This is a genomic window from Streptomyces sp. NPDC104313, from assembly GCF_055583985.1.
Genome location: NZ_JBVJMW010000010.1, coordinates 242,453 through 267,449, shown reverse-complemented (window position 1 = coordinate 267,449; position 24,997 = coordinate 242,453). Strand labels below are relative to the sequence as shown.

At 71.3% G+C, this 24,997-nt stretch carries 22 protein-coding genes; 10 read left to right on the top strand and 12 right to left on the bottom strand.

The window, feature by feature from the left end; translation table 11 throughout:
• Positions 1–22 precede the first annotated feature (22 nt).
• Positions 23–1,492: a SulP family inorganic anion transporter gene (locus ACZ60Q_RS24175; RefSeq protein ID WP_469638236.1), complete on the top strand. Its 1,470-nt coding sequence runs from the start codon at positions 23–25 to the stop codon at positions 1,490–1,492.
• A 417-nt stretch (positions 1,493–1,909) separates the two neighbouring features.
• On the opposite strand, the gene ACZ60Q_RS24170 is transcribed toward ACZ60Q_RS24175, so the two are convergent.
• The gene (locus tag ACZ60Q_RS24170; protein ID WP_469638233.1) at positions 1,910–2,695 is read right to left on the bottom strand and encodes an SAM-dependent methyltransferase; all 786 of its coding nucleotides are present in this window, start codon (positions 2,693–2,695) and stop codon (positions 1,910–1,912) included.
• A gap of 341 nt (positions 2,696–3,036) precedes the next feature.
• Here ACZ60Q_RS24170 and ACZ60Q_RS24165 point away from each other — a divergent pair, with 341 nt between their 5' ends.
• Positions 3,037–4,482, top strand: coding sequence for an alpha/beta hydrolase family protein (locus ACZ60Q_RS24165; protein ID WP_469638231.1), 1,446 nt, complete (start codon positions 3,037–3,039; stop codon positions 4,480–4,482).
• Between the two features lie 40 nt (positions 4,483–4,522).
• Here ACZ60Q_RS24165 and ACZ60Q_RS24160 read toward each other — a convergent pair whose 3' ends face one another.
• Entirely contained in the window at positions 4,523–5,476 is a 954-nt protein-coding gene (locus tag ACZ60Q_RS24160; RefSeq protein WP_469638228.1) for a 5'-nucleotidase, read from the bottom strand.
• A 284-nt stretch (positions 5,477–5,760) separates the two neighbouring features.
• Between ACZ60Q_RS24160 and ACZ60Q_RS24155 the strand changes: the two genes are divergently transcribed.
• Positions 5,761–7,821 carry a neutral/alkaline ceramidase gene (locus ACZ60Q_RS24155; RefSeq protein ID WP_469638225.1) on the top strand — a complete coding sequence of 687 codons (2,061 nt, stop codon included), beginning with the start codon at positions 5,761–5,763 and terminating at the stop codon, positions 7,819–7,821.
• Positions 7,822–7,825: 4 nt separating this feature from the next.
• On the opposite strand, the gene ACZ60Q_RS24150 is transcribed toward ACZ60Q_RS24155, so the two are convergent.
• Entirely contained in the window at positions 7,826–8,308 is a 483-nt protein-coding gene (locus ACZ60Q_RS24150; RefSeq protein ID WP_469638222.1) for an NUDIX hydrolase, read from the bottom strand.
• A 30-nt stretch (positions 8,309–8,338) separates the two neighbouring features.
• Positions 8,339–9,931: an apolipoprotein N-acyltransferase gene (gene lnt / locus ACZ60Q_RS24145; protein ID WP_469638337.1), complete on the bottom strand. Its 1,593-nt coding sequence runs from the start codon at positions 9,929–9,931 to the stop codon at positions 8,339–8,341.
• A 401-nt stretch (positions 9,932–10,332) separates the two neighbouring features.
• On the opposite strand from lnt, the gene ACZ60Q_RS24140 reads away from it, so the two are divergent.
• The gene (locus ACZ60Q_RS24140; protein ID WP_469638219.1) at positions 10,333–10,890 is read left to right on the top strand and encodes an SMI1/KNR4 family protein; all 558 of its coding nucleotides are present in this window, start codon (positions 10,333–10,335) and stop codon (positions 10,888–10,890) included.
• Here the strand turns inward: ACZ60Q_RS24140 and ACZ60Q_RS24135 are convergent.
• Together ACZ60Q_RS24135 and ACZ60Q_RS24130 are read right to left on the bottom strand one after the other, a co-directional pair.
• A complete protein-coding gene (locus ACZ60Q_RS24135) occupies positions 10,887–11,450 on the bottom strand; it encodes a hypothetical protein (protein ID WP_469638216.1) in 564 nt (187 codons plus the stop codon). The genes ACZ60Q_RS24140 and ACZ60Q_RS24135 overlap by 4 nt on opposite strands.
• A 98-nt stretch (positions 11,451–11,548) precedes the next feature.
• Positions 11,549–12,334 carry a glutamate racemase gene (locus ACZ60Q_RS24130; protein ID WP_469638214.1) on the bottom strand — a complete coding sequence of 262 codons (786 nt, stop codon included), beginning with the start codon at positions 12,332–12,334 and terminating at the stop codon, positions 11,549–11,551.
• Between the two features lie 58 nt (positions 12,335–12,392).
• On the opposite strand from ACZ60Q_RS24130, the gene ACZ60Q_RS24125 reads away from it, so the two are divergent.
• The gene (locus ACZ60Q_RS24125) at positions 12,393–13,574 is read left to right on the top strand and encodes a glycosyltransferase (protein WP_469638212.1); all 1,182 of its coding nucleotides are present in this window, start codon (positions 12,393–12,395) and stop codon (positions 13,572–13,574) included.
• Positions 13,575–13,617: 43 nt separating this feature from the next.
• Here the strand turns inward: ACZ60Q_RS24125 and ACZ60Q_RS24120 are convergent, their stop codons facing one another.
• The 6 genes from ACZ60Q_RS24120 to ACZ60Q_RS24095 form a co-directional block, all read right to left on the bottom strand.
• Positions 13,618–14,955, bottom strand: a complete 1,338-nt coding sequence (locus ACZ60Q_RS24120; RefSeq protein WP_469638209.1) for a TerD family protein — start codon at positions 14,953–14,955, stop codon at positions 13,618–13,620.
• 100 nt (positions 14,956–15,055) lie between these two features.
• On the bottom strand, positions 15,056–16,582 hold the full coding sequence (locus ACZ60Q_RS24115; RefSeq protein ID WP_469638206.1) for a SulP family inorganic anion transporter: 1,527 nt from the start codon (positions 16,580–16,582) through the stop codon (positions 15,056–15,058).
• A gap of 79 nt (positions 16,583–16,661) precedes the next feature.
• Positions 16,662–17,261 carry a carbonic anhydrase gene (locus ACZ60Q_RS24110; protein WP_469638203.1) on the bottom strand — a complete coding sequence of 200 codons (600 nt, stop codon included), beginning with the start codon at positions 17,259–17,261 and terminating at the stop codon, positions 16,662–16,664.
• A gap of 382 nt (positions 17,262–17,643) precedes the next feature.
• Positions 17,644–18,303, bottom strand: coding sequence for a response regulator transcription factor (locus tag ACZ60Q_RS24105; RefSeq protein WP_032791079.1), 660 nt, complete (start codon positions 18,301–18,303; stop codon positions 17,644–17,646).
• Entirely contained in the window at positions 18,233–19,732 is a 1,500-nt protein-coding gene (locus tag ACZ60Q_RS24100; protein WP_469638199.1) for a sensor histidine kinase, read from the bottom strand. Before ACZ60Q_RS24100 ends, ACZ60Q_RS24105 begins: the two co-directional genes overlap by 71 nt.
• A complete protein-coding gene (locus ACZ60Q_RS24095) occupies positions 19,732–19,884 on the bottom strand; it encodes a hypothetical protein (protein WP_469638196.1) in 153 nt (50 codons plus the stop codon). The genes ACZ60Q_RS24100 and ACZ60Q_RS24095 overlap by 1 nt, the downstream gene beginning before the upstream one ends.
• Before the next feature lie 758 nt (positions 19,885–20,642).
• Between ACZ60Q_RS24095 and ACZ60Q_RS24090 the strand changes: the two genes are divergently transcribed.
• The 5 genes from ACZ60Q_RS24090 (at position 20,643) to ACZ60Q_RS24070 (ending at position 24,896) form a co-directional block, all read left to right on the top strand.
• Positions 20,643–20,798: a hypothetical protein gene (locus ACZ60Q_RS24090; protein ID WP_188115030.1), complete on the top strand. Its 156-nt coding sequence runs from the start codon at positions 20,643–20,645 to the stop codon at positions 20,796–20,798.
• A 139-nt stretch (positions 20,799–20,937) separates the two neighbouring features.
• Positions 20,938–22,179, top strand: a complete 1,242-nt coding sequence (locus tag ACZ60Q_RS24085; protein ID WP_469638193.1) for a hypothetical protein — start codon at positions 20,938–20,940, stop codon at positions 22,177–22,179.
• 35 nt (positions 22,180–22,214) lie between these two features.
• On the top strand, positions 22,215–22,730 hold the full coding sequence (locus ACZ60Q_RS24080) for a glycine-rich domain-containing protein (RefSeq protein ID WP_469638190.1): 516 nt from the start codon (positions 22,215–22,217) through the stop codon (positions 22,728–22,730).
• 107 nt (positions 22,731–22,837) lie between these two features.
• On the top strand, positions 22,838–24,094 hold the full coding sequence (locus ACZ60Q_RS24075; protein ID WP_469638187.1) for an MFS transporter: 1,257 nt from the start codon (positions 22,838–22,840) through the stop codon (positions 24,092–24,094).
• 316 nt (positions 24,095–24,410) lie between these two features.
• On the top strand, positions 24,411–24,896 hold the full coding sequence (locus tag ACZ60Q_RS24070) for a DUF6643 family protein (protein WP_469638184.1): 486 nt from the start codon (positions 24,411–24,413) through the stop codon (positions 24,894–24,896).
• Positions 24,897–24,997: the final 101 nt, after the last annotated feature.

The following is a 24,997-nucleotide window of genomic DNA, read 5'->3' as shown; positions in this document are numbered from 1 at the left end:
GTACCCACAAGGGAAACCCACCGTGATTTCCGCGAAGGAACTCAAGAACCCCCACGTCGTACGGCGTGACCTGCTGGCGTCACTCGTCGTCTTCCTCGTCGCGCTGCCACTGTGCGTCGGCGTCGCCGTCGCCTCCGGAGTGCCGGCCGAACTGGGCCTGGTCACCGGCATCGTCGGCGGGCTCGTCGTCGGCTTCCTGCCGGGCAGCAAGCTCCAGGTCAGCGGACCGGCCGCGGGCCTCACCGTGCTCGTCTACGAGGCGGTCAAGGAATTCGGCCTCAGCACGCTCGGCCCGATCGTGCTGGCCGCCGGACTGCTCCAGGTGGTGTTGGGCCTGGCGCGCTTCGGCCGCTGGTTCCGCGCCATCTCCGTCTCCGTGGTGCAGGGCATGCTCGGCGGCATCGGCCTGATCATCGTGCTGGGCCAGGTGTACGCCATGGCCGATACCGAACAGCCGGGCAGCGGTCTCGCCAAGCTGGCCGGACTCCCCGGCCTCGCTCTCGAGATCATCACGAACCAGGAGGCCCTCAGCGCCTTCGGCCTCGGCGCCGGAACGATCGCCGTGCTGCTGCTGTGGCCCAAGCTCCCGGCCGCCGTACGCCTCGTTCCGGCGCCCCTCGCCGCGGTCGCCCTGGCCACCGCCGTCGCCCACCTGGCCGGTCTGCGGCCGGCGGTGGCCGATGTGAACGGGCTGCTGCAGGCCATCGAGCTGCCCGGCGGGGCGGAGTTCGCCCGGCTCGCCGATGTGGCGGTCATCGGCACCGTCCTGGCCTTCGCCCTCATCGCCTCGGCCGAGAGCCTGTTCAGCGCGGCGGCCGTCGACCGGATGCACGACGGGCCCCGCACCGACTACGACAAGGAGCTGGTGGCCCAGGGCGTCGGCAACACCATCTGCGGGGCGCTCGGAGCGCTGCCGATGACCGCGGTCATCGTCCGCAGCGCCACGAATGTCCAGGCCGGGGCGACCACCGCGCTCTCCCGGATCGCCCACGGTCTGTGGCTGCTGCTCTTCGCCGCGCTGCTGCCCGCGGCCATCGGCATCATCCCGCTGGCCGCGCTGGCCGGGATCCTCGTGCACGCCGGATGCAAGCTGGTGCCCGCCAAGGAGTTCGGGCCGCTGTGGCGCGAACACCGCGGGGAGGCCGTGCTGCTGGCGGTCACCGCGATCGCCATCGTGGTGACCAACCTCTTCGAGGGGGTCGTGCTCGGCCTGCTGCTGGCGGTGGTCAAGTCTGCCTGGGAGACCTCGCACGTCCAGCTCACCACCCATGAGCTCACCGGCGGCCGGGTGGTGGTGACCCTCACCGGGAACGCCACCTTCCTGCGCCTGCCCCGCATCCTGGAGCAGTTGGAGAAGCTCCCGCAGGACCAGCCCATAGAGCTGGACCTGACCGGCCTGCGCCACCTCGACCACGCCTGTCGGATCGCCCTGGAGAACTGGGCGCGCCGGCACAACAACGCGGAGATCGAGCCGGTGACGATCCGCCGGTAGGTGGTGGATCAGGCAGCGGTACGGGACGCCGGACGCTTCACGCAAGCGCCCGGCGTCTCGCCGAAGCAACGCAGAACAGCCAGGACGCAGCCGTTGGTGGAGACGAACCCCACCCGGGCTGCGACCGTGCACACCAGGTGTCCGGCGGCGGGCATCCGGTGGGCTCCATGGATCTGCTGGAGCGAGTGGTGCGGTCCATAGCGTGGCTGCCGGGCGAGGCGTACGCGTGGACAGTCCGGATCGCCGCGCCGCCTTCCGAACTCCGGGTGCTCACCGAGCAGACCCGGACCCCGACGTCGCTCCGCGCGTCGAACCGATCCCGCAGACCGGCCCGGCGCCACGCGCAGACAGCACCGCCCTGGTCTCGCGTCCTTCGGAGCGGCCGGCCACCGCCTCCCCGCCCGCTCCACCGCACGACTACGGTTTGCGGGCGACGAGCCCCCACTGGTCGACGGGCACCGCGTCGTCCTCCTCCGGCCGCCACCGGTCGATCGAGACGAATCCCGGCTCGACCAGCTCCAGCCCCTCGGCGCAGCCGGTGATCTCCTGCGGCTTCCGCACGAGGTAGGGCGGGTTGTCGCCCGAGGCGTACGCCTCCTGGGCGGCCAGCGTCTGCGGCGTCGTCACCGTGTCGCAGAGCACCAGGCAGCTTCCCGACGGCATCCGGGCGAGGTACCGCTGGACGACCTCGACGCCCTCGGCGGGAGCGAGGTGCCCCAGGGTCGAGAGCAGGAGAACGGCGACAGGTTCGGACAGGTCGAGCGTCTTGGCCGCCTCGTGCACGACCGCGTCCACATCGGACAGATCGGCGTCCACGTAGGCCGTGCGGCCCTGCGGGGCGCTGGTCAGGAGCGCCTCGGCGTGGGCCAGGACGATCGGGTCGTTGTCCACGTAGACGATCCGCGACTCGGGCGCGATGCTCTGCGCCACCTCGTGCGTGCTGTTCGCCACCGGAAGTCCGGTACCGACGTCCAGGAACTGGCGGACCCCCACCGAGGCCAGGTAGTGGATCGCGCGGATCTGGAAGGCACGCGAGGCTCGGGCGATGTCGGCCATCTGCGGGTAGGCCGCGCTCACCACGTCGGCCAGCTCCCGGTCCACCGGGTAGTGGTCCTTGCCGCCCAGCCATGCGTTCCAGACGCGCGCGGAGTGGGGAACGCCGGACCGGATCCGGCGGCGGAAATCGTCGTCGACGACGCTCACATCTCTCCTCTACTCACTGTCCGTACAAGGCCGTTGACCGAATTCCCACTGGTCAGGGCCCTGATGGTGACCGTACCTCACCACCTGGCGGCACACGTCGGAGGCGGGTACCCCGCCCGGCTCACCGGCCGCGGCGCGGCGCATTCCGCGGGCTCCAGCCACCCCTCACGCGTCACCGTACGTACCACCTTCGCGACCGTGAGGGCATGAGCGCGGTGTCGCCCGTGCGGCTCCGTAGCCGCACAGGATGACGCGTGGCGCCGTCGTATGCGCCTCAGGTCGCACACGGTCGCGACGTGAGCGCGATGCGGCGGGCCCCCGCCGGACCGGACGATGGCCGCATGACCGAACCGACCGCGGGGCTGCCGTTGTCCGCCCCCGAAGCCCTCACCGTGCTCGGCGCCATCGTCCTCGTCATGGCCCGCTGGCTTCCCCGACGTCTGCGCGGCCCGGTCGCCCTCGCCGCGGGAGCCCTGCTCGTGGGATCGGTGACCGTCCTCGTCGTCATGGGGCTGCGCTGGCACATGGTCCCGGTGGTCGTGACGGCGGCCGTCGTGGCGGCGCTCGCGCTCGCCCCGTCGATGGCGCGGCGCTCCGGCCGGACCCCGTGGCGGGCCCGGTGGTGGTCGGCGTTGCCCGGTTCGGCGGTGTGCGTCGTCCTCATCGCGACGGGACCGGTGTCCGCGTGGGCTTTTCCGGTACCGGAGTTCCCCGCACCGTCGGGGCGCTTCCCGGTCGGGACGGAGGTCCTGGAGTGGCCGGTGCGCCCCGACGGGCCCGGCCGGGACGCGGAGCCGCGCACGCTCGTGACACAGCTCTGGTATCCCGCCGGGCGGAGCGCGACCGGCGCCCGGCGGGCGCCGTACCTCGGGCGTACGGAGGCGGAGGCGCGTACGGTCTCGGCGGCGCTGGCCGACTACGCGGGGGTCCCCGGGTTCCTGCTGGACGGTCTGCCCCGCTCCCGCGGTCACGCGGTGCCCGGCGCACCGGTCGCGGACGGCGGCGGGCGCTTCCCCGTGGTGCTGTTCTCGCCCGGGCTGGGCGGCGTGCGTACCCAGAACACCCTCTGGGCGGAGGAACTGGCCTCCCACGGCTACGTGGTGGCGGCCGTCGACCACCCGTACGACTCCGCCGCCGTGGTCCTGTCGGACGGCCGGACCCTGCGCACCAGGGTCGCCGCCACCGGCGACCGGGCGAAGGACGAAGCGCTGGCGGAGGGGTGGACCCGGACGCGCGCCTCGGATCTGCGGGCGGTACTCAGTCGGCTGGACCGGGTGGATCGTGGCGAGGCGGAGGGACTGCTGTCCGGTCGCATCGACACCGGGCGGGCCGCGGCGGCCGGGCACTCCCTCGGGGGCTCGGCCGCTTTGCGAGCGGCCCGGCAGGATCCCCGGTTCGACGCGGTCATCGATCTGGACGGCTTCCCCCACGGGCCCGTCGGTGATCGCTTCGAGCAGCCCGTCCTGGCCCTGACCCAGGAGATCGGGCCGGGTACCGACCCGGACTACCTGCCCCGGCTCACCCGGGTGCTGGAGCTCAGCGACGCGACGAGCTACCGGCTGACCGTTCCCGGGGCCGCGCACCTCACCTTCACGGACGCCCCGCTCTACCTGCCGCCGGTACCCGGGATCATCGGTTCCCTGGGACGTACGGAGGGTCCCCGCATCACCGCCGCGGCCACACTGTCCTTCCTCGACGCCACCCTGCGCCGTTCCCCTGTCGACCTGCCGGCAGCCCTCGCGGCCCACGGGGAGGTGACGGTCCACCGGCCGGCGGGCGTCGGCTGAGCCGGGTCCACGCGGGTGGAGCCGACGGGGGTCGGGGTGTTCAGGCGTCCGGCACCGCGGGCGCGACCGGCTCGTTGAGCTTCCCGAACGGCACGTGCGCGCTCGGGGTGGTCCGCGAGGTGCTCTCCAGGTGACCCTGCTGGTCGTCGAAGAAGATGTGCGGCTTCAGGATCTTCATGATCCGGCCCTTGTCGATGCCGCCGAGGAAGAACGCGTCGTTGACGGTCACGCCCCACCCCTTGAGGCTCTGCACCGCGCGCTCGTGCGCGGGTGCGTCGCGCGCCGTGACGATGGAGACGTGCAGGCGGATCCGGTAGTCGGGGTCCTTCCGGCGCTCCTGCTCCTCCCGCTGCTGGATCCGGTTCACGTTCGCCAGGAAGTCCCTCAGCGGCCCGGCGTCGTGCGGGATCCCGGCGTTGGTGACCTCGTGGGCGCGGAACTTCTCTATCCCACCCTCCTGGAACACCTGCTCCGACGCGTCCGTGGCCAGGACCCCGTCGAAGTCGAAGGAGATCCGCAGGTCGTGGTCGTCGACGTCGTCCTCGTAGGGGGCTCCCAGGACGTGCCCGGCGGGCAGCCCGGCGGCGACCGCCTCCCGGACGTCCCTCTCGTTCGCCGACAGGAACAGGGACATGTTGAGGGCGGGCATGAACCGGTGGGGCGAGCGGCCCTGCGTGAAGATGGCCCGGCTGATGGGCAGGCCGTGGCTCTCTATGGAACGCATGACCCGAAGCCCGGTGTCGGGGTCGTTCCGGGACAGGACGATGACCTCCACCAACGGGTCGTTCACCTCGCCCAGGTCGTTCAGCGACAGCAGGCGTCGAATGAAGGGGAACGCGCTCCCCGGGCGGAGCCGGTCACCCACGTGCTGCTCCTGGTAGGCGCGGTAGCTCTCCTCGCCCTGTTCCCGGAAGACGGCGTCCGACTCGGTCAGGTCGAAGAGCGCGCTGGACGCGATCCCTATGACCAGCCGGTCGGCGAGTTCGTAGTACACGGCGCCCCCTCCGGTCGGCCCCTTGCCGACGCGCCCCCACTATCGCATCGTCGAAATCCTCCTCCCGTCCTGGCCAATCGATCCGCCACTCGGCCGAACAACGCGGCATGCCCACGCCCATGCCCACGAACGGGACGCGGACGCATCATTTACTGGCCGGTAGGCATCTATGCGACGCAGGTCACACTCCTCTACGGTCGGGGCACTGCCCCGGGCCCTCCACGTCTGCGAGTCGCCGACGTGGCGGGCCCGGGCATCCCCGTCTCCCCGCCCCAGGAGGTTCCATGCCGCCCCCCACCGCCCGCCGCTCCCGGCGCAGGTTCCCCGCCGCGGTGCTCGTCGCCGCCCTCGGCGCGGTCACCCTCGGCGCCCCCTCCCCCGCGTCGGCGTCGAACACCGCCGGCGAAGGGGACTACCTCATCGGGCGGGGCATCTCCGATGTCACGGGCGAGGCGGCCGAGACCGGGATGATGGGCTACTCCAGCTTCGACCAGAAGACGTCGGGCATCCATCAGCGGCAGAGGTCGCGCGCCTTCGTCGTCGTCGACCGGTCGAGCGGCAAGCGCGTCGTGTACGTCAACGCCGACCTCGCGATGATCTTCCAATCCGTCCAGCAGGGGGTCATCGCCCGGCTGAAGGAGCGTTACGGGGACCTGTACGACGAGGAGAACGTCCTGCTGTCGGCCACCCACACCCACTCGGGGCCCGGCGGATACTCCCACCACGTCGCCTACAACCTCTCCGTACTCGGCTTCCAGAAGGAGACCTACCGGGCCGTCGTCGACGGCCTGACGGACTCCGTCGCGAAGGCCCACGAGGACCTGGAACCCGGCACGATGAGTCTGGGCACAGGAACGCTCGACAACGCCAGCGTCAACCGCTCCCGGGAGGCTTTCGACCGTAATCCGGCCTCCGACCGGGCGGCCTTCCCCGACGCGATCGACCCGGCGATGACCGTGCTGCGCTTCAAGCAGGGCGACCGGGACGCGGGCGCGATCAGTTGGTTCGCCACCCACAACACCTCGATCACCAACAAGAACACGCTCATCAGCCCCGACAACAAGGGCTACGCGGCCTACGCCTGGGAGCACGACCACGAAGGCGTGCGCTACCTCGACGACGCCCGCGGGTTCGTCGCGGCCTTCCCCAACACCAACGCCGGCGACATGTCGCCGAACCTCGACCTGAAGCCGGGATCCGGGCCCACCGAGGACGAGTTCGAGAACGCGCGCATCATCGGCGAGCGCCAGCTCGACAAGGCCCGCGAGATCTACGACAAGACGCGGCCCGTCTCGGGGGACGTCGACTCCCGGCTCGCCTACGTCGACATGGAGAACGTGACCGTACGCCCGGAGTACACCCCGGACGGCAAGGAGCACCGCACCTGCCCCGCCGTCGTGGGCGCGTCCACGCTCGCGGGCAGCGTCGAGGACGGTCCGGCGATCCCCGGCTTCGAGGAGGGCACGCGCACCCCGGTCGCGGGCATCATCGACGCGCTGCGCATCGACACCCCGTCCTGGCTCGCGGCCTGCCAGTACCCCAAGGCGAGCCTGATCCCCACGGGGCTGTTGAGCAACGTCCACCCGGTCACCCCGAAACACCTCCCGCTCCAGATCATGAAGATCGGCGAGCTGCACCTGGTGGCCGCCCCGGGCGAGTTCACGATCACCTCCGGCCTCCGCGTACGCCGTACGGTGGCCGAGCGGCTGGGCGTCCCGCTGGACCGCGTCCTGCTCCAGGGGTACGCCAACGCCTACAGCCAGTACGCGACGACACCGGAGGAGTACGACACCCAGAACTACGAGGGCGGCTCCACCCTGTACGGCCGCTACACCTTGCCCGCCTACCAGCAGGAGTACGCCCGGATCGCGGATTCCCTGCGCGAGGGCACCACCCTGGAGCGAGGCACGACGCCGCCGGACGAGTCGGGTCGGCAGTTCACCTTCCAGACAGGGGTCGTGTACGACAACCCGCCCGCCGGCAAGGCCTTCGGCGGGGTCCTGAAGGCCCCGGAGACCTCGTACGCGCGCGGCTCCACCGCGACCGTCGAGTTCGCCACCGGGCACCCGAAGAACAACGTCCGCCGGGGCTCCACCTTCCTGGAGGTGCAGCGGCTGGAGAACGGCACGTGGCGGCGGGTGCTGGACGACGGCGACTGGGAGACCACCTACCGCTGGACGCGGCTGAACGGTCTGACCGGCACCTCGAAGGCCACGATCACCTGGGACATCGCGGCGGACACCGCACCCGGCACGTACCGGATCGTGCACCGCGGGGACGCCAGGAGCCTGCTCGGGAAGATCACGCCGTTCACCGGGGCGACGGGGTCCTTCACGGTGGGCTAGAGGGTCACGGAGTACGCGGGGTGGGCTGGAACCAGGCAGGACCCTCGGTGAGTGCCTGCTTGATCCGGAACAGGGCGAACTCGCCGAGCGGCGGGAGCCCGTCCAGCGGGTACCAGCCCACCTCCAGCGACTCGTCGTCGTTGACCCGCGCCTCGCCACCGGTCGCCCGGCAGCGGAAGGTGACGTCGAGGTACTGGCAGATGTCGCCGTTGTCGTACCGCACGGGATCCAGCGCCTGCGTGAGCACCACCCGCTCGGCCACGCAGTGGACGCCGGTCTCCTCCAGCACCTCGCGCTCCGCTGTCGCCGCCGGCTCCTCCCCCGGTTCGGAGATCCCGCCGATGACCGACCACTTCCCGGTGTCCGCACGCCGCCCGAGCAACACGCGGCCCTCGTCGTCGAGGACGATGGCCGTCACCCCGGGCAGCAGGAGCAGTTGGTGCCCGGCGGTGGCGCGGATCTCACGGACGAAGTCGGGAGTAGTCATGGATCCGAGCCTACGTGTCCCGATCGGGCGCTACAGCGCGGTCCCCCCGCCCCGGCGTGCCCGGAACGCCGAGACGCCGGCCCAGCCCAGACCCGCCAGGGCCAGCAGCGCGATGACGCCCTCGGGCAGGGGGCCCATCCGGGTCGCGGGGGTGAGCGAGGAGCGCAGCGGGACCTCGTCGACGAGGGCGTCGGGGGTGAACATCCCGCTCTTCTCGACGATCGTGCCGTCCGGGCGGATCACCGCGCTGACCCCGCTGGTGACGGGGACGACGACGGCCCGCCCGTGCTCGACGGCGCGCACCTGGGACATGGCCAGTTGCTGGTAGGTCATCTCGCTGCGGCCGAACGTCGCGTTGTTGCTCGGCACGGCGATCATCTGACCGCCGTGGGTGACGGTGTCGCGTACGGCGTCGTCGAAGGCGGCCTCGTAACAGGTCACGAGCCCCACCTTCGTCCCCGCGAGGTCGAAGACGCCGACCTCGGTGCCGGGGACGAACTCGCGCTGCACCCGGTCGACATCCTCGCTGAAGAAGCGGGCGACGGTGCGCATCGGCATGTACTCGCCGAACGGCTGGATGTGCCGCTTGTCGTAGGTGTCGACGGGGCCCTGGTCGGGATCCCATTCGATCAGGGTGTTGCGGAGGCTTTCGGAGCCCTTCTCGACCACCGAACCGACGACCGTGGGGGCGCCGATCGCCTTGACGGCGTCGTCGATGACCTGGCGGGCGTCCGCGTTGAGGTAGGGGTCGAGGTCGGAGGAGTTCTCCGGCCACAGCACGAAGTCGGGCTGCTTCTCCTTGCCCGCCTTCACATCCTCGGCCAGCTGCGCGGTGCGCCGTGCGTGGTTGTCGAGGACGGCGCGGCGCTGGGCGTTGAAGTCGAGGCCCAGGCGCGGCACGTTGCCCTGGATCGCGGCGACGGTGGCCGTGCCGTTCTCCGCCGAGTCGTCGACCAGGGGCAGCGCGGCGAGGGCCCCGGCGACCGGCACGAGGACGCTCACGGCGGCGACGGCGACGGCCGCGCGCGGGGCCGTTCCGGTCCTGCGGTACCCGACGAACCGGCGCACGGCCTCGTAGAGCCCGAAGCCGCACAGGACGACGGCGAAGGAGAGCAACGGGGTGCCGCCGAGCGCGGCGAGCGGCAGGAAGACGCTCTCGGACTGGCCGAAGGCGATCTTGCCCCAGGGGAAGCCGCCGAACGGGATCCGGGCGCGGACCGCCTCGTCCAGCGTCCAGACCGCGGCGGCCCACACGGGCCAGTAGGCGAGCCGGGTCACCGCGGCGATGCCGAGGCACCCGACCGCGATGAAGAGCGCCTCCGCGGCGGCCAGGGCCAGCCACGGCACCGGGCCGACGTCCTCACCGGTCCAGTGCAGCAGCGGAAGCATGAAACCGAGGCCCGACAGGAGGCCGAGGCCGAAGGCGGCCCGGAGCCCGCGCCCGTGCAGCACCCATCCCAGCAGCGCGAATCCGGGCAGCACGAGCCACCACAGGGGCCGGGGCGGGAAGCTCGCGTAGAGCAGCAGTCCGGACAGTACGGCTGCGGCCGGCCGCAGGAGCCGCGGCAGCAGTCCGGCGGCCGGGAACCCCGGGGCGGGCGGCAGGTCATCGACGGGAGTCATGGTGGCGCTCACCCGGCGGAGTCTACGGTGGGCGGCTGCGAGCGGCGGCGTTGACCTGCGTGGGACAGGCACGCGGGCGGCTCCGGGACGCCTCCCGGACGGCGCGGTCCGGTCGGGAGTCTGTCCGACGGATTGGTCGGACCGTGGTCGGACCGTGCCGAGCGGTGGAGCTGGTTCCTCGCGGTTTCCCTGGCTCACCCGTGAATCGTCTGCCTACAGGCCGCGCCGTTGCGCGAAGAGGGATCGCCGCGAGCCGGCCCACCTGCCGCAGGATCCGCCGAGGCCGCGTCCCGAGCAGCTGTTTCAAGGGCCCGGTCGCCGTAGAGTCAGCACGCGCTTCGATTGTCAGTGGACCGTGTCAGGCTGTCCGAGACCCACTGCCCTCATCATCGGAGTCTGGAATGACGACCCCTTCACTCTTGACGGTCGCGGAATGGCGCGCGTTCCTCGGCGACTTCAACGCCAGGCACATCAACTCGGACGAGGTCCGTGAGGCCATCGAGGACCAACGCCAGGTCATCAGCAGGGAGCGGCTGGAGGCTGGGTGGGCCGGCGCCGAACCGGCGGGCGAGGAAGCGATCGTGGCCGCCGAGGAGCGGCTCGGGATAAGGCTTCCCCTCTCCTACCGAAACTTCCTCCACGTCAGTGACGGTTGGGAGGACATCGGGTCCGTCGACCTGTTCCGGGTCGGGGACATCGGCTGGTTCGCCGACCTGGAAGCGGACCTCATCGAAGCGTGGTCGGACAGCGACTCCTTCGTGGACCAGCTCGCCATGCTCAAGCGGTGCCTGCTGATCGGCGACGACGACGGCGGCAGCGGCTGCTACTGGCTGCTGCACGCCGACAGCACCGCGGAGAACGGCGAGTGGACCGCGTATGTGTGGTGGCCCGGTGACGGTGACGACCCCGAGCCTCACCAGGACTTCGCCACCATGGTGCGGGGAGCAGTGCACTCCTAGTCGCGGGGCCGTGTACCGGTGGCCGGCAGGTGCAGGCGTTGCCGGATGAACCGTACGGCCGTCTCCGCGTCGTCCACCGTGACGGTGAAGGTGCGGCCATCACCGAGGCTCAGGGCCATGCCCTCGCCCTTGCGGACCACGACGGCGGTGCCCTGCTCGGGACGCCAGCGGTAGCCCCAGCCGCCCCACTGGCGCGGATTGATCCGGGGGACGAATTCCGCGCCGGTCACATGGCTCAGCAGGATCCGGCGGCGAGGCAGGCCGGCGTGGCCGCAGCGCACCTCCAGGCTGTCCCCGTCGACCCTGACGGCCACATGGACGAAGGCGAGCGTTCCGAAGAGGATCAGCAGTCCGGCGGCGAGGCAGCCGATCACCGACATGAGCAGCGGGGCGATGCCCGAGGTCCAGGCGCCGTCGACGGCCAGTTCGATGCCCAGGGCCACACAACCCGCGCCCGCGAGGGCCAGCAGCCACTGGATCCGGTTGGTGGCGCGGCCGTTCCACTCCGTGGGCGGCGCCTGGCTCGACCCGTGCCTCGCACTCTCGGGGTGGTCCGTCATATTCAGCAGCGTAACCGTGTTCCGGGCTCCCGGCCGGGGCTGCGGGGGCCGATCGGGCTACCCGGTCCTGATCCGCCGGGCGCTCCCCGCCTGCCGGGTCAGCGGACGGGTAGCGCAGCGGCCAGCATCCGGCCCTCGGCGTAGGTCAGGGCGGCCTCCGGGAGGGCGGCGGGGCGGCCTGCCTGGAGCACGGTGAGCATGCCGGAGGGCTCGGCGCTCGGAGCGGGGGCCGCTCCGATCCGGCGCAGCGCCTGGGCGGCGACCGCCCCGGCGGACCCGTGCAGGGCGAGCGGCGGCCGGCCGGGCCGCTGCACGGCGTCGCGGATCCGGGCCGCGACCAGCTCGTAGTGGGTGCAGCCGAGGACGACGGCCCGCACATCGGGCGGGGTGAGGGCGGCGGCCGCCGCGACGGCCCGGTCGATTCCGGCCTCGTCGCCGTGCTCCAGGGCGTCGGCGAGCCCGGGGCACGGGACCTCGGTGACTTCGGCGGACCCGCCGAAGTCACCGATCAGCCCGCGCTGATAGGGGCTGCCGGTGGTGGCCGGGGTGGCCCAGATGGCGACGGAGCCGCCGCCCGCAGCGGCCGGCTTGATCGCCGGGACCGTGCCGATGACCGGCAGCGCGGGCTCCAGTTCGGCGCGGAGCGTCGGCAGGGCGTGGACGGAGGCGGTGTTGCAGGCGACGATCAGCGCGTCCGGCCGGTGGGCGGCGGCGGCGCGGGCGACGTCCAGGGCGAGCGCGGTGATGTCCTCGGGGGTGCGGGGCCCCCAGGGCATGGAGCCGGGGTCCGAGGAGAGTACGAGTTCGGCGTCGGGCCGCAGGCGGCGCACTGCGGCCGCTGCCGCCAGCAGGCCGATTCCGGAGTCCATGAGCGCGATCTTCACCCGGTCACCCTAGCCGACAGCCCTTGCGGACCCGGCTCGGTGGGGCAGACTTCGGCGGATGAGCGCCGTTGCCTGGATCGCCGTGGGTTCACTGATCGCGTGGGTATGGCTGCTGCTGGGGCAGGGCTTCTACTGGCGGACGGACCAGCGGCTCCCCCGGCGCACCGACCCGGCGCGCTGGCCGTCGGTGGCGGTGGTGGTGCCGGCCCGCGACGAGGCGGAGATGCTGCCGGTGAGCCTGCCGTCGCTGCTGGTCCAGGACTATCCGGGGGATGCCCGGGTCATCCTCGTCGACGACTGCAGCAGCGACGGCACCGGGCAGCTGGCCCGGGACCTGGCCGCCCGGTACGGCGGGTTCCCGCTGACCGTGGTGACGCCCGGGGAGCCGGAGCGGGGCTGGACCGGCAAGCTCTGGGCCCTGCGGCACGGGATCGCGGTGGCCCGGCGGGACAAGCCGGACTTCCTGCTGCTGACCGACGCGGACATCGCACACGAGCCGGACAGCCTCCGCGATCTGGTAGCCGCGGCCGGCACCGAAGGCGAGGGCGGCTTCGACCTGGTGTCGCAGATGGCGCGGCTGCGGGTGGAGAGCGTCTGGGAGCGTCTGGTGGTGCCGGCGTTCGTCTACTTCTTCGGGCAGCTCTACCCGTTCCGCCGGGTGAACCGGGCCCGGTCGCGGACGGCGGCCGCCGCGGGGGGCTGCGTCCTGCTGCGCACCGAGGCCGCCGAGCGGGCGCGGATCCCGGACTCGATCCGGCAGGCGGTGATCGACGACGTGTCGCTGGCGCGGGAGGTCCGGCGCAGCGGCGGCCGGATCTGGCTGGGGCTCGCGGAGCGGGTGGACAGTGTGCGGCCGTATCCGCGGCTGACGGATCTGTGGCGGATGGTCGCGCGGAGCGCGTACGCGCAGTTGCGGCACAGTCCGCTGCTGCTGGCGGGGACGGTCCCGGGGCTGCTGCTCGTCTACGTGGCGCCGCCCGCGACGCTGGCGGTGGGGCTGCTGACGGGTGACGGGGCGGCTGCCTGGGCGGGCGGCGCGGCGTGGGCGGTGATGACGGCGACGTATCTGCCGATGCTGGCGTACTACCGCCAGTCGCTGTGGCTGGGGCCGCTGCTGCCGCTGACGGCTGTGCTGTACCTGCTGATGACGGTGGACTCGGCGGTGCGGCACTACCGGGGGCGGGGCGCCGCCTGGAAGGGTCGTACCTACGCGCGCCCGGAGGCCGCGCCCGACCGGTGACGCCGCCGGGAGGCGGGCGGCCGGTCCGGGCGGGCGCGGCGGGTCACTTGCGGCCGGGCGTCCAGTTCATGCCCCAGCCGTAGGCGGCGTCGATGGTGCGCTGCGGGCTCACACCCCGGTCCGGGACGAGGTAGCGGGCCTCGCGCCGCACGGTGAGGTCGCCGCCGTCGCTGGTGATCAGGGCCAGGGCGCAGACGGTGGAGGGCACGGTGCATTCGTCGAGGGAGAAGTCGATGGCCGCGCCGTTCTGCGGCTGGAGGGTGACCGTGGCGTGCAGATCGGCGAAGCTCCGGGCGCCTTCGTAGATGGTGACGAAGATCAGTACGCGCCGCAGCAGGTCCTTGTGGTCGAGGTTGATGGTCATGTTCTCGCCGCTGGAGAGCGCGCCGGTGCGGTCGTCGCCGTCGAGATGGATGAAGGGCGGCCTGTTCAGTGAGCCGAACGCGTTCCCGAGCGACTGCACGACTCCCTTCCGGCCGTCGGCGAGTTCGTACAGTGCGCAGAGGTCGAGATCGAGGCCGGCGTGCATGGCGACGGCCCGGCCGAGCTTCGCTCCCCACCCCTTGGACTGCTTGCGCACTTCCCAGTTGAGGTTGACACGCAGCGCGCCGGAGGTGCCGCCCTGTTTGGCGAGCGAGACGGATGGCGCGCTCTTCGTCAGCGTGACCTTGGTCAGCCGTACGGGCGTCGCGGCGGGCGGGACGACAGAGGCGGCGGGCGCGGGGGCCGCCGACGGGCCGGGAGGGGCGGGCGGGGCGACCGGAGCGGGGGCCGGTGCGTCGGTGCGGGGGTGCGACGGGGTGGCAGGGGCCGCCGGGGCCTGCGGGACGGGCGGAGCCTGCTGCGGTCCGTCCACGGAGATACCGAAGTCCGTCGCCAGGCCTTCGAGGCCGGTGCTGTAGCCCTGGCCGACCGCGCGGAACTTCCAGGCGCCCTGTCGCAGGTACAGCTCGCCGAGGACGAAGGCGGTCTCGACCGTGGCGTCCGTACTGTCGAAGCGGGCCAGTTCCGCGCCGCTCGCCGCGTCGATGACCCGCACGTACAGTCCGCTCACCCGGCCGAAGGTCCCGCCGTCCGCCGAGGCGGCGACGACGATGCGTTCGATCGCGGGCTCGACCTTGCCGAAGTCGACGACGAGGGTGTCGGTCACGTGGTCGGGAGCGGTCCGCTTGCCCTCGTGCCGGACCGCACCGGACGCGTGGGACGGCTGGTTGTAGAAGACGAAGTCCGCGTCGCTACGGACCTTGCCCGCCACCAGCAGGAGCGCGGAGGCGTCGACGTCCGGGGCGCCGGCCGCGGCATGCCGGCCCAGTTCGACGCGCACGGTGCCGGCCCGCACCGCAACGTTGCTTCCTTTTTGCATGGTCATGCTCGCCCCCATCACACATCCGGCGCCCGCAGGCTTTCCCCCACAACCTAACGGCCTGTGGGGGAAAGCCTCCGGGCGCCGGGACCGTGGCGGACGAGGTCCGGCGGTCGCGCTAGGAGCGTGGTGGGCCTTCACCGTCCGGAGCGGCCCCCGCGAGGGCGGCCTCGCGCGGTGTGTCGTCCGTCGCCGGTACGGGGCCCTGGACGGCGCCGCTGTGTGTGCTCCACGCCTCCAGGGCGGTGCGGCAGGCGTGGTCCAGGTGGCGGAGCCGCGAGAGGTCGAGCTCCACCGGCCGGTCCTTCGGCAGGGCCTCCAGGGTGTCGAGGATCAGTGGCAGGCGCAGGAAGGTGGCACTGCCACTGAGGGAGACCGTGGTGCGGTCGTCCTGCTCGTCGATGTCGAGGCGGACGGCGGAGGTCTCCCAGGCCGTCTTGATCACGGCCAGCCCGATGCCGAGCAGCACGCCCATGAACATGTCCGTGAAGACGATCGCCAGAGCGGTCACCATCAGGACCACGGCTTCGCCCCGGTGTTCACGCCAGAGCGGGCGGATGGTCGTGACGGGGATGAGCTTCGCGCCGGCGTGGACGAGGATCCCGGCGAGGGCGGCCACGGGGATCAGTCCGAGCAGGGCGGGGAACAGGGCCGCGAACAGCAGCAGCCACGCTCCGTGCAGGATCCGGGAGGCCTTGGTGCGCGCACCTGCCTGCACGTTGGCGGCACTGCGCACGATGACGGCGGTCATGGGCAGCGCGCCGACGAGGCCGCAGATGGTGTTGCCCGTCCCCTGGGCGATGAGTTCCTTGTTGTACTGCGTGCGCGGGCCATCGTGCATCCGGTCCACGGCGGCGGCGCTGAAGAGGGATTCGGCCGAGGCGATGAGCGTGAAGGCGAGGATGACGCCCAGGAGACTGACGTCCGCCAGGAGACCGAAGTCGTCCAGGCCCGTCAGCCGCAGCGAGTCGATCAGCCCCTGGACCTTGATGGGAGCGACGGGCAGGTTGAACACCGCCACCGCCGCGGTGGCCAGCCCCACGGCCACCAGCGGCCCGGGGAGCATCTGGGGCACGCGTCCGGGAAGCCGCTTCCACAGGATCAGTACGACGATGGTGCCGACGCCGATCGCGGTGGAGGAGATCGTCGCGGCTCCTGTGATCTGCGTGAACAGCTCCGGCAGCCCGGCCAGATTGTCGAGACCGCTGCCCGGGGCACTGGCCCCGGCCATGGCGTAGAGCTGGCTGCCGATCAGGACGAGACCGATCCCGGCGAGCATGCCGTGGACGACGGCGGTCGATATGGCACGGAACCACCGGCCGAAGCCGATCAGGCCGAGCCCGACCTGGAGGAGTCCCGTGGACAGGACGAGGACGCCGAGCGCGGCGATGCCGTGATGGGTGACGGCCTCGTACACCAGGACGGTGAGCCCGGCGGCCGGGCCGCTGACCTGGAGCGAGCTGCCCGGCATCGCGCCGGCGATGAGCCCGCCGACGATGCCCGTGACCAGGCCCAGTTCGGCGGGGACACCGGAGGCGACCGCGATACCGACGCACAGGGGCACCGCGACGAGGAACACCACGATCGAGGCGAGGAAGTCGCGGGACAGGATGTCCGGGCGTAACCGGAATTGTGGAGACGACATGAGAGCTTGCTCCTAGGAGAGTGGGGGGAGACAGCTGGTGGCGGCGGGAGCGGCTCGCGTGCTCACCGGTAATGCGTTGTCACAGGGTGGAGAAGGTGCCGGTGGTGGGTCGGTGGGCCTGCACGGTGCCGGTGTGGACCTCGTAGTACCAGGCGTGCAGACCGAGTCGGCCCTCGTGCACGGCCCGGCTCACGCACGGGTATTCGCGCAACGAGTCCAGCTGCGCCACCGCATGGCGCTGTACGGGCTGTTCGCAGTCGGGGCCGAACTCGTCGGATTGCCGAAGACCGGCCGTGGGGGCGCATCTGCCGAGCCAGCCGCGTACCGCCGGCAGGCTCCGCAGATCGTCGCCCCGGGCCAGGGCTCCGACGGCACCGCAGTGGGAGTGCCCGCAGAGGATGATGTCGGACACCTCCAGCACGCTGACGGCGTACTCGATCGTCGCCATCTCGCTCGTGGGCGCGTCCGGATCGTAGGGCGGGACGAAGTTTCCCGCCGTGCGCATCTCGAACAGTTCGCCGGGTCCGGAGTCGGTCAGCAGGGTGGGGACCACCCGGGAGTCGGAGCAGGTGATGAACATGGTGGAGGGGCGCTGGCCGGCCTCGAATTCCTTGAGGTCACGGCCTGCTCCGCCACAGCGGGAAGAGAAGGTGCGGGCATGGTCGATGAGTCGTCGCACAGGAGTGTCCTCCATACGGAAGTGGCGTGTGGCTCGTCACGCTGGGCGGGCTCTCACCCCGCCCACAACCGGGCCTTCGCGGCACACGGGTGGCCCGGGTACCACGGGGGATCAGGTGCGGGTGTTCGTGCCGCAGGGCGGGCGGGGGAGGGGTACCTCCGTGCCTGCTGCCGGTGTGGCGACGGCGCCCTGTTTCCGGGCGGGGCCGCTGCGACCGTCTGCGTCGCTCACGGGCCTCGCGTCACCGATGACCCGTAACGAGGAGTCTCGGGGCGAGCTATGAGGTGGCGGTGAGACAGCGGTGAGACTGTTCTCATCGGGCCCGGCGGTGTGCGTCCGCCGCCGGGCGAAGGCCGCCGGCCCCGGTAGCCGGGCCCGGTGGTCAGGCCCGGAGCCGGTAGCCGACGCCCCGCACGGTCTGGACCCGGTCGGCGCCGATCTTGCGCCGCAGATAGCGGATGTAGACGTCGACGATGTTCGAACCGGGGTCGTAGTCGAACCCCCATACCTGGCTCAGCAGTTGCTCCCGGGACAGGACCCGGTCGGGGTTGCGCATGAGGATCTCGGCGAGGGCGAACTCACGGGCGGACAGATCGGAGACGCGCTCGCCCACCTGGGCCCGGCGGGTGCGGAGGTCGAGGATCAGATCGCCCACCCGGAGCAGAAAGTTCTCCGGCGGCTCCTCACGACGCAGGCGCAGCCGTACACGGGCCAGTAGCTCGTCGAAGGCGAACGGTTTGACCATGTAGTCGTCGGCGCCGCTCTCCAGTCCGGCCACGATGTCGCTCACGCTGTCGCGCGCGGTGAGGATGACGACGGGCAGGGCGATGCGGGCCTTCCGCAGCTTGCGCAGCACGGTCAGACCGTCGTCGCCGGGCAGGCCGAGGTCGAGGATCAGGAGGTCGAAGTCCCGGCCGCGGGCGTGCTCGTAGGCGGAGACGCCGTCGGCGACGACCCGGGTGACGTACCCGCTACGGCGCAAGCCTTTTTCGACGAAGGCTGCGATTCTTGCCTCGTCCTCGGCTATCAAGATCCTGCTCACCATAGGTTCCTTCCGTCGTGGGGTGCAGTGCGGGAAGGTCGATGACGAATCTCGCGCCGCCCCCGGGTGCCTCCTCGACGTGAGCGACACCGTCGTGCGCCTGGGCGATCTCGCGGACCAGCGCAAGACCGAGCCCGATGCCGGGAGCGGCCCGGCCGGGAACCGCGGTGCCCCCCTGATAGAAGCACTGGAAGATCCGTTCGCGGTCCTCCGGGGCCACGCCGGGCCCGGTGTCCGCCACCCACAGCATGACCCGGCCGCGCCACAGGCGTGACCCGATCTCGATGGCGTCCCCTTCCCCGGTGTGGCTGACCGCGTTGACAGCGAGCTGCATCAGGGCCTGGGTGACCCGCTGCTCGTCCAGGTGCACGCTGACGTCGGCGACCTCGGCCACCGTCCAGCGCCTGCGCCCCAACGCCTGGGCCTTGGCCGCCGTATCGACCACCAGGTCGGTCATACTGGTCTGGCCGAGGGTGAGGAAGTCGGGGCGTTCGGCCCGGGCCAGGAGCAGCAGGTCCTCCACGATCCGCCGCATCCGGTCGAGTTCGTCGAAGAGCAGGGCGCGGGTCTGGCCTCGCTGACTGTCGGGGTCCTCGTCCATCAGCTCCAGATGTCCGCGCAGGACCGTGATGGGGGTCCGCAGCTCGTGCGCCACCTCGTCCAGGAACTGGCGTTGCGCGATGAAGGCGCCCGACAGACGGTCGAGCATATGGTTGAACGTCTCGGCCAGCTCAGCCACGTCGTCGCTGCCCCGCACCGGCAGCCGCTGGGTCAGGTCCGTCTCGCTGATCCGCTCGGCCGTCTGACGGACCAGCCGGATCGGAGCCAGCACCCGGCCCGCGACCAGCCAGCTGGCCAGGCCCGCGACCACCAGGGCGAAGCTTCCCGATGCCAGCAGCAGCCGCGCCATGTGGTGCTCCTGCCGCAGTTCCTGGTCCCGGAAGACCACCAGGACGAGCCGGGTGTCGGTGTGGTCGCCCGCCATCTGCACCGGGACGACACCGTAACGAACCTGGCCGGCGGAGGAGTCCAGCGACCGGACATGGGTGTCGGCCGTACGCGCCATCAGGGCCACCACCTCCGGGTCCTCGTCCAGATAGACCGGGGCCGCGCCCGGGCTGCGCACGTCCGCACGCCCGTCGACGATGCTGAAGAAGGCGGCGTTGTGCCCGGCACGGTGAACCCTCATGAACGCCGTCAGCAGCGAGGCGCCCGTGGTGAAGCGCTCACCGGTGTGAGGGTCGCGTGAGGTGCGCGCGAACGCGCGTAGCTCGTCGGCCTCGGACACGAGCTGCGCATCGATCTGCCTGTCCAGCTCCGTCTGCCAGACGATCGTGATCCCGAAGGTGGGAACGGCCAGCGCAGCGCTGAGCAGCAGAAGCATCCAGCCGACGATCCGGGACCGTGCGGTGGTCGAGCGGCCGAGCATCAATCGTTCCACTCGTCGTCCGCATCCCCCCGATAGCCGCCTGCCGCTTCTTCGTCTTCCTCGCCTTCCAGGTCGTCCTCGGCGGCCCGGTCGTCCTCGGCGGCCTCGGCGGCCTGGTCGTCCTCGTCGGCCTCGTCCTCTTCATCGTCCACGTCGCCCCTGGGAACCCGTGACGCCTTCTCGTCGTCACCCGCCACCCGCGACGTCCCCCCGGCCGCTGTGCGCCCCGGGCCGCTACGGGAGTCGCTCATCGCGCCTTCGGACCTGGGAGGCGGCAGGGGCAGCACGGCCCGGCCACCCGAGGCGGTCCGGGACGGGCCGGGCCGAACGGAGTGCGGTGTCACGGGGGGACTACCGGGGCAGGGCGAGGGACTGCCCTGTGCGGCCACCGAAGGCGTCGGGCCGTACAGGGCGGGCACGACGACCACGGGCCCCATGGAAGGCGGCACACCCTGTCCGGGCCACAGCCACACGGCCAATAGCACCAGTGTCCCCGCCCCACATCCTGCCAGTACCGACCCCGCCCCTCGCCACAGCATTGGACCAGTCTGCCTTCGTCCGATCACGGGAACGGACATGAGGAGAGCATTCTCATCTTCGGAGGCCGTTGCCACGTCCGTCACCGCCTCGACGCTCCCCGAGCACACCGGGCCACCCGCTTCCATCAGGGGTTCTGCGGATGATGCGGCCGTGGGCGCGAGCCGCCCCCCGAGCCGGCGCGGACGAGCCGCCCACGGAGCAAAATCACGCCAAACCGGTCCCGGCCTGGGCTGCTTTTCCATGGTTTGGCATTGCCGTTCATTGACAGCTGCTCGACCACGCTTTTACATTCAGCGGCAGGCCGAGGAGAAATCCATTCACCGTCGGCCCGCCTCAGGGAGTACCTTCCGCACTATCATCGGAGGACCTCATGGAACACCTCATCAAGAAGATGGCCCAGGACAACGTCTGGCAGAATTGGCTCGCCGCCAACTCGGCTCAGCAGGCCGCGAAGAACGGCTGCATCAGCGCCGCCCCCAAGAACGGGTGCATCAGCGCCGCGCCGAAGGCCGGCTGTATCTCCTGATCGGCCACAGGGGCACCCGGGACCAGCTCTGTGAAATCCCTCTCCCCCACCGCGGTATGTTCCCGGGCGCCCCGACCCCGACTCCCCCACAGCCCATAGCCCATATTTCTTCAGCTATGCGAAACATGAGAAGGAATTAATGAAGGGCCAGCCGACCGGCGATGTCATAGAGCATATTCGCGACATACCGATCTACCAGGAGTCCCTGGCGCAGGGGCACTTCCCCCTGCTCGACAAGCCGGAGATCGCCCGTGGGTTCCCCGACAACTGGATGACGCCCCGGCTGGCGGCGGCACTGGAGACCGGTGAGGCGGAGTTCGTCCTGTCCACCGGCACCAACCACGCCCGGATGCAGATCATCCGGCCCCCGTACTTCCTGCTCCGTTCCTACTACGAGTTGTGGCGGAACCACCCCGACATCGGCGAGACATGGGAGTCGGGCTGCCGCCGGGTCTCGCTCACCACGGTGCTCGCGACGGAACACGTGGCGCGGGTCAACGCCGCCCGACGCGGCGTGGAACCCGAGCAGACACCCGCCCTGGCCGACCGCTGGCTCGACGAGCGCACCTGCTACCTCAACCTGCGGCTGGACCCGGCGCAGTGGGACCGCGAGGACGTCGTGCGGATGCTGCGCGAGATCGACCGGGCCCGGAGCACGCATCCGCAGGGCCGGTACCACCTCGACTGCTCCGGCTACCACTTGGCGCACCTGGTGCGGAAGGCGGAGGCCTGGGACCTGCTGGACGCGTTCCCCGCGCCGGCCAGCATCATCCACGCCTACGAGTACACCCCCATGAACGTACGGCGGTTCCTGCACCAGCGCTTCGCCTGCCCGGTCATCGACCTCTTCGGCAGTACGGAGTTGGGCTACCTCTACTACAGCGACCGGGAGGGCCGGTACTGGCCGCACCTGGCCGGGATGAGCGTCGAGCTCCTGCCGGTGGCCCCCGGAAGCACGATCCACCAGCTCATCGTCACCAGTGTGCGCAATCCCTACATGCCGCTCGTCCGCTACCGGTCGGGCGATTGTGTGCGCACCCTGGACGGCTCGCCTGACCCCGCGGCGATCACCCAATTCTGCGGACGTCAGAAGGAATTGCTGAGCACACCGAACGGCCCGGTCGCCCAGGGCGACCTCGACCGGCATATCGCGGACGCTTCCCCCCGGATCTTCCTGCACCAGCTCCACCTCCAAGGCGACGCCGACGCCACCCTGCTGTACACGACGTTCACCGACGAGCCCCTCGGGGCCACGGAGGCCGCCGCGTTGCGGCAGGGCGTCGCCGAACTGACCGGACGGCACTGCCGGATCGAACACCGTACCCATATCCCCATCGGGCGCTCCGGCAAGTACGCCTGGCTCGCCACCGACGGGACCTGACGCACCGCCATCTCCCCCTCAGCGAACGGAGTGCCATGACCAGCGGACAGACACGCTCCGCCGACGACCTGAAGCGTCTCCTCGGGGACGCGCTGCACACCGAGGTCGTACGGTATTTCTGCGACAAGGCGCCGGACACCCCCCAGGACTTCGTGGAGCGTCAGGTCACCGAATGCCTGCGGTACCTCTATCTCGTCTCCCGGTACCGGGACCGGCTCAGCGGGCTTTTCCTGCCCGTCGAACAAGACATCGACGAGATATGGCACTACCTCATCCTGCAGACCCGCGAATACCGCACACTGTGCGAAGAGCGACTTCCCGGGCAGTTCTTCATCAACCACCGCAGCATCGCCTACGAGGACTACCAGGAAGAGCCGGGACGCGAACAGGCGTTGGAAGAGGCATTGCGCTGGATCCCCCTGTACTGCCAGGAATTCGGGCCGTTCGACGAAGGCGCACTACCGCACTGGACCATGGTCCGGTTCCTCCATGAGCAGATGGGAATATCCCTCACGGGCATCGCGGATCTGAAACCGATGGCCGTTGCCTGAGTGGAACTCTTCGCGCCCGTATGACGATCGGAAGCTCCCCCTTGTCGACTCGCAGCAGACATCCGGTTGCCACGGGTGAGGTTCCGGAACAGCGGCGCATTCTGGCCGTGCTGGTACTGGCCCAGGTAATGAGCGGCGCCGGTCTCACGGCGGGGATAACCGTCGGGGCCCTGATCGCCGAGGAGATGCTCGGCTCCACCGGCCTCGCGGGAGTGCCGAGCGCGCTCTTCACCGCCGGGGCCGCACTCGGCGCGCTCGGCGTCGGCCGGCTCTGCACACGCTGGGGCCGTCGCCCCGGACTGGCCCTGGGCTACGCGACCGGGGCGCTCGGCAGCGTCGGTGTCGTGGTGGCCGCCGCCACCGAAAGCGTGGCGCTGCTCTTCCCGTCCCTCGTGGTGTACGGGATGGGTACGGCGACCGGCCTCATGGCGCGCTACGCCGGGGCGGACCTGGCCTCCCCCGCCCGGCGCGGACGGGCCGTGAGCGCGGTGCTCTTCGCCACCACCCTGGGCGCGGTGACCGGGCCCATGCTGGTGACGCCGGCCGGCGAGGTCGCGCACGCCTGGGGTGTGCCGCGCCTCGCCGGTCCCTTCCTCCTGGCGGCTGCGGCGTTCGCCGCCACCGCGGTCGTCCTCGCCTGCCTGCTGCGGCCCGATCCGCTCCGGCTCGCCCAGGCGCTGGCCGCCCGGGCGGCGGGCACCCCGGACGAGGAGGCGGACACCGGCGAGGCGGGTGACGCGCGTACGGACGGATCCCGCACCGGGACCGCGGTGCCCGCCGGGCGTCACGACGTCGCCGTCGGCACCACCGTGATGATCCTGACCCAGGTCGTGATGATCGGAATCATGACGATGACGCCGGTGCACATGCTGGCGCACGGTCATACCGCCCAGGCCGCGGGGCTCGTGATCTCGCTGCACGTCGGAGCGATGTTCCTGCCCTCCCCTCTCACCGGGCTCCTCGTCGACCGGATCGGCAGACGATGGGTCGCCTGCGCGTCCGGACCGCTGCTGCTGGCGGCAGGGGCTCTGGCCGCCCTGTCACCCGCGGGCTCGACGCCCGCACTCGGCGCCGCTCTCGTACTCCTCGGCCTGGGCTGGAACTTCGGGCTGATCAGCGGCACCGCGATCGTCACCGACGCCCTGCCCCCGGACCGGCGCGCCACGACCCAGGGGCTGGTGGACGTGGGGCTCGCGGCCGCCGGAGCGGTCGGAAGCCTGGCGTCGGGCCTGATCGTCGCGCGGGACGGCTACCCCGCACTGGCCCTGATGGGCGGGGTAGCCGCCCTGTTGGTCCTGCCGGTGGCCGGCCGGTTCCCGCGCCGCGCACCGCACACGGTCGGTCCCACCGGGCCGGGCGGGTGAGGGCGGTGCCAAAAGCACTACGAGGGCCGGGGGAAGGCAGGGCCTTTCGGGCCGCCGGACGATCTCCGCCAGATCGAACCGCACGCATCACGCTTTGGCCAAACGCTATTCGCTTGCCTCCCGGCCGCGTCGACGCCCTTCCTGTTCACGGTCGGGAGCGCGGGTCGAAGCCATCGCCCACCAGCGGAAAGGTCCCTGCCGTTAACGAAAGCTTTAACAACACTTTGGCGGGCCGGGCGCACAGAACCCGCGTAAAACGGATAACCCAAAGATGGGGGCTCCCCATCCAGCACATCGTGGGCTTAACTTAGGTGGCATGACGTCCCCCCGCTCCACCTTCGGCGGCGGCTACTACGCCGCGTCGTTCCCCGAAACTCCGATCTACGACTCCTTGGTCGCGGAGCGGGGAACCCCTCAGATCGCCCCCATCCGGGTTCCGGCCGCCTATGACACCGGCAACAGCTATCTGCCGGCCCTGCCGTCGGCGCTGCCCGCGCTGCCCGCTGCCCCGTCACAGCAGACCGGTTACGGCTACCAGCAGCCGACGCCGCAGTACCAGCAGGCTCCGGTGCAGCACGCGCCGATGCAGCCCGCCCAGTTGCAGCACGCGCCCGCGCCGTACATCCCGCAGCAGCCCTCGGCGGTCCGCAGTTATCCGCAGCAGCCGCAGCAGCCGCAGCAGCTGCGGCCCGCGTCCACCACCGGGTACGAGTCGATGCGCCCGGCCTCGCCGCGGCCCGCGCCGGCGCAGCCGCCGTACGAGGACCCGTACAACCGTCCGTACCAGAGCCGGGGGTACTGAACCGACTCCGTGCGACGAGGTGCGCCGGGGGACGCACCGGATATCAGCCGCGTCCAGGACATCAGGGGTGCCTGGTGGCGCCCGAAAACCGCGCGTACGGG

Coding starts and splice junctions, on each gene's coding strand:
- ACZ60Q_RS24165 (WP_469638231.1), top strand. CDS start 3,037: ATGACCGAACCGACCGCGGGGCTGCCGTTGTCCGCCCCCGAAGCCCTC.
- ACZ60Q_RS24155 (WP_469638225.1), top strand. CDS start 5,761: ATGCCGCCCCCCACCGCCCGCCGCTCCCGGCGCAGGTTCCCCGCCGCG.
- ACZ60Q_RS24150 (WP_469638222.1), bottom strand. CDS start 8,308: ATGACTACTCCCGACTTCGTCCGTGAGATCCGCGCCACCGCCGGGCAC.
- lnt (WP_469638337.1), bottom strand. CDS start 9,931: ATGACTCCCGTCGATGACCTGCCGCCCGCCCCGGGGTTCCCGGCCGCC.
- ACZ60Q_RS24140 (WP_469638219.1), top strand. CDS start 10,333: ATGACGACCCCTTCACTCTTGACGGTCGCGGAATGGCGCGCGTTCCTC.
- ACZ60Q_RS24135 (WP_469638216.1), bottom strand. CDS start 11,450: ATGACGGACCACCCCGAGAGTGCGAGGCACGGGTCGAGCCAGGCGCCG.
- ACZ60Q_RS24125 (WP_469638212.1), top strand. CDS start 12,393: ATGAGCGCCGTTGCCTGGATCGCCGTGGGTTCACTGATCGCGTGGGTA.
- ACZ60Q_RS24120 (WP_469638209.1), bottom strand. CDS start 14,955: ATGGGGGCGAGCATGACCATGCAAAAAGGAAGCAACGTTGCGGTGCGG.
- ACZ60Q_RS24115 (WP_469638206.1), bottom strand. CDS start 16,582: ATGTCGTCTCCACAATTCCGGTTACGCCCGGACATCCTGTCCCGCGAC.
- ACZ60Q_RS24100 (WP_469638199.1), bottom strand. CDS start 19,732: ATGCTCGGCCGCTCGACCACCGCACGGTCCCGGATCGTCGGCTGGATG.
- ACZ60Q_RS24090 (WP_188115030.1), top strand. CDS start 20,643: ATGGAACACCTCATCAAGAAGATGGCCCAGGACAACGTCTGGCAGAAT.
- ACZ60Q_RS24085 (WP_469638193.1), top strand. CDS start 20,938: ATGAAGGGCCAGCCGACCGGCGATGTCATAGAGCATATTCGCGACATA.
- ACZ60Q_RS24080 (WP_469638190.1), top strand. CDS start 22,215: ATGACCAGCGGACAGACACGCTCCGCCGACGACCTGAAGCGTCTCCTC.
- ACZ60Q_RS24070 (WP_469638184.1), top strand. CDS start 24,411: ATGACGTCCCCCCGCTCCACCTTCGGCGGCGGCTACTACGCCGCGTCG.